Genomic DNA, 309 nt, shown 5'->3' with positions numbered 1-309 from the left:
ATTCGAACCCCTGTTACCGCCGTGAAAGGGCGGTGTCCTAGGCCTCTAGACGAAGGGGACAAAAATTTGCATTTCGAAGCATTGCTTCGAGTAATTTTTGTAAGTGCGACTGCCGAGCCAGTGAGGCTGAGCGGCCTAATTACAAAAACAGATGCTTTTTGTCACTAGGACTGGTTATTTAGACTCTTACCATACGAGTTAAGTGGCGTCCCCTAGGGGATTCGAACCCCTGTTACCGCCGTGAAAGGGCGGTGTCCTAGGCCTCTAGACGAAGGGGACACAAAATGTGTCACTAGGACTGGTTATTTT

1 tRNA gene is annotated in these 309 nt (G+C 49.2%); it reads right to left on the bottom strand.

From position 1 onward, the window contains the following. Window positions 1-203 precede the first annotated feature (203 nt). A tRNA-Glu gene (locus C2M36_RS11875) sits at window positions 204-279 on the bottom strand. Window positions 280-309 lie beyond the last annotated feature (30 nt).

The organism is Pseudoalteromonas sp. T1lg75 (genome assembly GCF_002964705.1).
Lineage (GTDB): Bacteria > Pseudomonadota > Gammaproteobacteria > Enterobacterales > Alteromonadaceae > Pseudoalteromonas.
This window is presented reverse-complemented; position numbering and strand designations above follow the sequence as displayed.